This is a genomic window from Thiolapillus sp. (genome assembly GCF_048562965.1).
GTDB classification, from domain to species: Bacteria; Pseudomonadota; Gammaproteobacteria; order Chromatiales; family Chromatiaceae; genus Thiolapillus; species Thiolapillus brandeum_A.
In genome coordinates this window covers 1-4,803 of record NZ_JBHNMF010000250.1, presented here as the reverse complement: position 1 = coordinate 4,803, position 4,803 = coordinate 1, and the positions used below count along the sequence as shown (strand labels likewise).

General features: G+C 47.5%; 5 protein-coding genes. 4 read left to right on the top strand and 1 reads right to left on the bottom strand.

Translation table 11 applies throughout. From position 1 onward, the window contains the following. Positions 1-283, bottom strand: a 283-nt coding sequence (locus ACOCD2_RS12445; protein ID WP_419625712.1) for a hypothetical protein, incomplete at its 3' end; no start/stop codon positions are given. A 452-nt stretch (positions 284-735) separates the two neighbouring features. Here ACOCD2_RS12445 and ACOCD2_RS12440 point away from each other — a divergent pair. From ACOCD2_RS12440 to ACOCD2_RS12425, 4 genes are all read left to right on the top strand, one after another. Beyond that, positions 736-1,380, top strand: coding sequence for a hypothetical protein (locus tag ACOCD2_RS12440; RefSeq protein ID WP_419604707.1), 645 nt, complete (start codon positions 736-738; stop codon positions 1,378-1,380). After that, the gene (locus tag ACOCD2_RS12435; RefSeq protein WP_419604705.1) at positions 1,377-1,892 is read left to right on the top strand and encodes a hypothetical protein; all 516 of its coding nucleotides are present in this window, start codon (positions 1,377-1,379) and stop codon (positions 1,890-1,892) included. Before ACOCD2_RS12440 ends, ACOCD2_RS12435 begins: the two co-directional genes overlap by 4 nt. Further along, a complete protein-coding gene (locus ACOCD2_RS12430) occupies positions 1,892-2,968 on the top strand; it encodes an MBL fold metallo-hydrolase (protein WP_419604704.1) in 1,077 nt (358 codons plus the stop codon). The genes ACOCD2_RS12435 and ACOCD2_RS12430 overlap by 1 nt, the downstream gene beginning before the upstream one ends. A 239-nt stretch (positions 2,969-3,207) precedes the next feature. Beyond that, the coding region (locus tag ACOCD2_RS12425; RefSeq protein ID WP_419625711.1) for a DNA methyltransferase at positions 3,208-4,803 on the top strand (1,596 nt) is incomplete at its 3' end.

The following is a 4,803-nucleotide window of genomic DNA, read 5'->3' as shown; positions in this document are numbered from 1 at the left end:
ATGCATAACAATCCCAGGTTACTCCGGCAAAAAACCGGAGGATGACAGACTTCAGGGGGTGGTCAAAATTCGACGCTGTTTCCCCCCAATTCCTGGTCAGTTTTGCACGCTGATTAACAATATCGAGCTGCTGCGCAATTAATGACTGTGAAATGCCTAGCCCCAGCGCCTCCTCAATGTCATCAAGAACATTGAAAACGCGCATTGTTCTGCTTACGGGAGCCTGCTTTTTTCCGCTCCGTGCTGCCTCGATCAGTGCTCGAATTCGTTTCTCTGCTGTCATGCCTGCCGCCATCAGTTTGTATTAATGTTATTGTCAAATTTGCTACAAAAAACAGTCACTTGCAAGCTAACGAAAAGCATAACAAAGCGTTAAATAGCGTTAATATGCGTTTCATTGCATAACGCTACAGCTTCAAAAAAATAGCAATAATGTGAAGTCCATCACGCTATTCGGTGAATATAAATTGACGTTGAGTTGAATCGGTCGGAAGGCGGGCTGAAAATAACGTGAGGTCAATCTGAAAGAGTTTTGCAGAAATACATCAATATCTATTCAGGACGACATCAACCATCATACGAGTAGACCTCAAGCGGACGCGGCGCGGACTACAAAACACCCACGGTGCGTGGGGTGTGGTCATATCATTTCTTCTGTTTTATTGGGCTTATGTGATAGAGTTACCTCGTTTTTTCATTAACTGCTAATCCCAAACGGTTTAATTGGATTCCAATATGGATTTTAAAGAGCATGAGGCAAGCGTCGTCGTGGTTGGTTCCTTTAACCCCACTATTTTCCAGCCTGAATGGTTCGAGAAAAATCAGCTGATTTCACGACCTGATCTGGATTCAACCAATATCGAACTGGTTCATCCAGACATTTCACGGTTTGATTTGCCGTGGTGTCATGTGGACGTAAGACAGGAACGCTTCACACTACGTTGTAAAGATGAGGCATTTTTTCCAATGGTAAGAGATCTTTCAATAGGTGTATTTAAGCTTCTTGAGCACTCTCCTATAAAGGCTACGGGCATCAATTCAATAATTACTTATCACGCCGATTCTGACGAAGAATGGCATAATATTGGTAACACGCTAGTACCGAAGCAAATATGGAAAAAATATTTATCAGGTCACGTTGGAATGACTAGGGTTAGCGTTCAAGCAGAACACCGAGGAGATGAATTACCTGGAAAAATAAATGTTACGGTGGTTCCTGTTGTAGGGAAAGCTTATCGGGGAATAGTCATCGATATTAATAATCATATTGAGTTAGATTCAACTGAACGCTTAACGCTTATATTAAGCGAGCATTGGGAGCGCCTACAGGGAGAAGCACGAGAAATGTCTGATAGCCTACTGATGGAAGCAGCGCAATGAGTAATACTGCGATTGAATTGGATACTCCAGGTTCAAACCCGCCATCCAATAATAGCGTATTAACTCCTTATCGAGAATCTATCCCGAGTGGGACTTTTGATCGTGAACCTTCCGATAGTTCATCATGGTTAGTTCCTGATCTGCAGTTTCGATCTCCAGTTTTATCAAATAGAGCTCACAGGCTTGCAGGAAAATATGAATTACTTCAGCGATGGGAGGGGTATGTGATATCTGTCAATGCAGGAGAGGTGCGGTGTAAATTAGTAGATAAAACCGAGGATACAAATCCAGATGAAGAGGTTACTATTTCTCTAATGGAATTTGATCCTGCCGAACGGGAATTAGCAAAGCCTGGAGCAATTTTTTATTGGTCAATTAGATATGCTGACTATGGTAGAGGCAGGGAAAAAATATCTCTATTGAGGTTTAGGAGATTGCCAGTAATCGACAAGGAAGTAATAAATCAAGCAGAAAAGCGAGGGCAATATCTTGAAGGGATTTTCGAAAAATAATGCAGTACGATTTACCAGCTCATGATGAACTAGAGGTTTCTTTGTTTGGGCCAGGCGTGGGTGAATGTGTGGTTATACATATAGGTCATGGTTCTTGGATAATTATCGATTCATGTGTCGATGAAAATAGCATACCGATTGCATTGTCTTATTTAGAAAAAATAGGGGTTAACCCAGAAAGAGCTGTCAAATTTATTGTTATTAGTCATTGGCATGATGACCATATTCAAGGATTGTCTGAAGTAGTCCGCAGGTGTATGAATGCAAAAATCATCTATTCTGCCGCATTGTTAAAAAAAGAATTTCTTACGCTAGTAGATGTTATGAATGATCCAACTCTCGTAATTGATCGAGGAAAGTCCGGACTTAAGGAAATGGCGTCAGTAGTTGGTACCCTACATAGGCGCAAGACAAATAGTTCGGTTACCATCGATTTAGTACCCGCTATGGCGGATAAGCGCTTGTTCTCCAACCAAGACGTTGAGGTTTGGACTTTATCTCCATCTAATAGGGATTTCAACAATGCCTTATGTGAATTTGGTACGATGACAGACAAACTTTCTACCGATTATCGGGGGGTGGTTCCAGCACCGACAGAAAACCGAAATGCAGTTGCCATGTGGATCAGATTTGGTGAAATGAATATTATCCTTGGCGCCGATTTAGAAGAATCAGGCAGTGTCGAATCAGGATGGTCAGCGATTGTTCATTCTACGGGGAGGCCTCAGGGAAAAGCGAATATATTTAAGGTGCCGCACCATGGTTCTAGTACTGGTCACTGCGAAGATGTCGCAACTCAGATCTTGGATCAACCCATTTCAATCCTTACCGCATATCGTAGAAGTAAAATACCAAAAGAAATGGATCTCAGTCGAATTGTTGGGTTCTCTGAGTCCGTTTACCTAACTACCTCCGCATCAGGAAAAAAGACACGTCGAAATCATTCAGTAGATAAATTATTCAAGAGTACCGTTTCAAATCGAATGGTGCTTGGCGGGAAAGTTGGACATATTCGACTTAGAGGCAGAGAGAGTATCGCTGTAGAATTAGCTGGTCCAGCTGAGAAAGTAGCATAACCAGTGTTCTGAATCTCCTCTTACTTGACTTGGTGGATAGATTTCGTGTTTAGAAGTCAAGTGCAACATTAAATTACTTCTATAGTCTTCGATTGCATAATCCCTAAAACAAAAGAATTTCAGTGAGCCTCTTCCAACCGAAAATCATAAAAAAGGCGCTGGGTGGAAGCATTGTAGAGATTCCGCCTGCGCATCTGTCCTTGTTAACAAACTGGAAGGATAGTATCGAAAACGGTATCTTGGAAAGCCAGAATGAGGTAGCGGTACACGCACCCTTTACCCAAAACATCATGGTCGGCATTCTTGGCTATGAAACCATCGGCCATGGAGACAATTGGACCATTGCCCGGGAATACGGCATTGCCAGCGGTGCGGTGGATCTGGCCCTGGGGCATTTCTCCCAGGACAAACAACAGGATCGCGTCATTGCGCCCCTGGAGCTGAAGGGCGCCAGAACCCGCGATCTGGACGCCATCATGCCCGGCCGGCACAAGACTCCCGTACAGCAGGCCTGGGACTATGCCCGCGACATCAAGGGGGCGCAGTGGGTGCTGGTGAGCAACTATGTGGAACTGCGCCTGTATGCGGTCAGCGAAACGTCCCTGGTGTACGAGCGCTTTGACCTGGCCCGGCTCACCGAAGCCGAAGAATACGCCCGCTTCATCCTGCTGCTGCACGCGGACAACCTGCTTACCGGCAACACCCTGGCCCTGCTGCACCAAAGCCAGCAGGCGGACAAGGACATCACCAACCAGCTCTATCAGGACTACAAAGCCCTCAGAGAACTGCTGCTGACCCATCTCATCGAGGACAACCCGCAACGGCCGCCCCTCGAACTTATCAATCCCGCGCAGAAGCTGCTGGATCGCCTGCTGTTCATCGCCTTTGCCGAAGACAAGGGATTGATACCTGAAAACAGCATCAAGCAGGCCTTCGAGCATGCCGATCCGTACCACCCCCGTCCGGTGTATGAAAATTTCAAGGGGCTGTTCAAGGCCATCGATCAGGGCAACAAGCACTTGGGGATTCCCGCTTACAATGGCGGCCTGTTTGCCCCGGATGAAGCGCTGGATGCTCTGGTCGTTTCTGATGCGGTCTGCGAATCGGTTAATGAACTGGCGGAATATGATTTCGATTCGGAAATCTCCGTCACCGTGCTGGGGCATATCTTTGAACAGTCCATCGCCGACCTCGAAGCCCTCAGCAGCCGGATGGATGAGGGGGAACTGCCCACGCCGCCCAAGACCCAAGCTGTCAGCGGCCGACGCAAGCGCCAGGGCGTGGTCTATACCCCGGACCACATCACCGCCTTCATTGTCGAGCATACCCTGGGGGCGCATATCGAAGAACAGTTCCAGCAATTGCTGTCCGGGTACGGACAATTCAAAAAGGACGGCAGCATCCAGTGGAAACGGGGCAGCAAGACCGAACTGCGCTTCTGGTACGCCTGGCAGGAACGCCTGCAGCAGATCAAAGTCGTTGATCCCGCTTGTGGCTCCGGCGCGTTTCTGGTGGCCGCCTTCGACTGGCTGCATGGCGAGTACCAGCGCGTCAATGACAAACTGGCGGAACTTACCGGCCAGCATTCGGTGCTGGATCTGAACAAGACCATTCTCAACGACAACCTCTACGGCGTGGACATCAACCGCGAATCCATTGAGATCAGCAAGCTCTCCCTGTGGCTCAAGACCGCCGAAAAAGGCAAATCCCTCACCAGCCTGGATGACAATCTGAAGGCCGGCAACAGCCTGGGGCTGGATGAACCAGCGCTGCAGGACAGCTTCACCTGGCAGACGGCGTTTCCGGGCATCCTGGCGCAGGGCGGCTTCGATGTG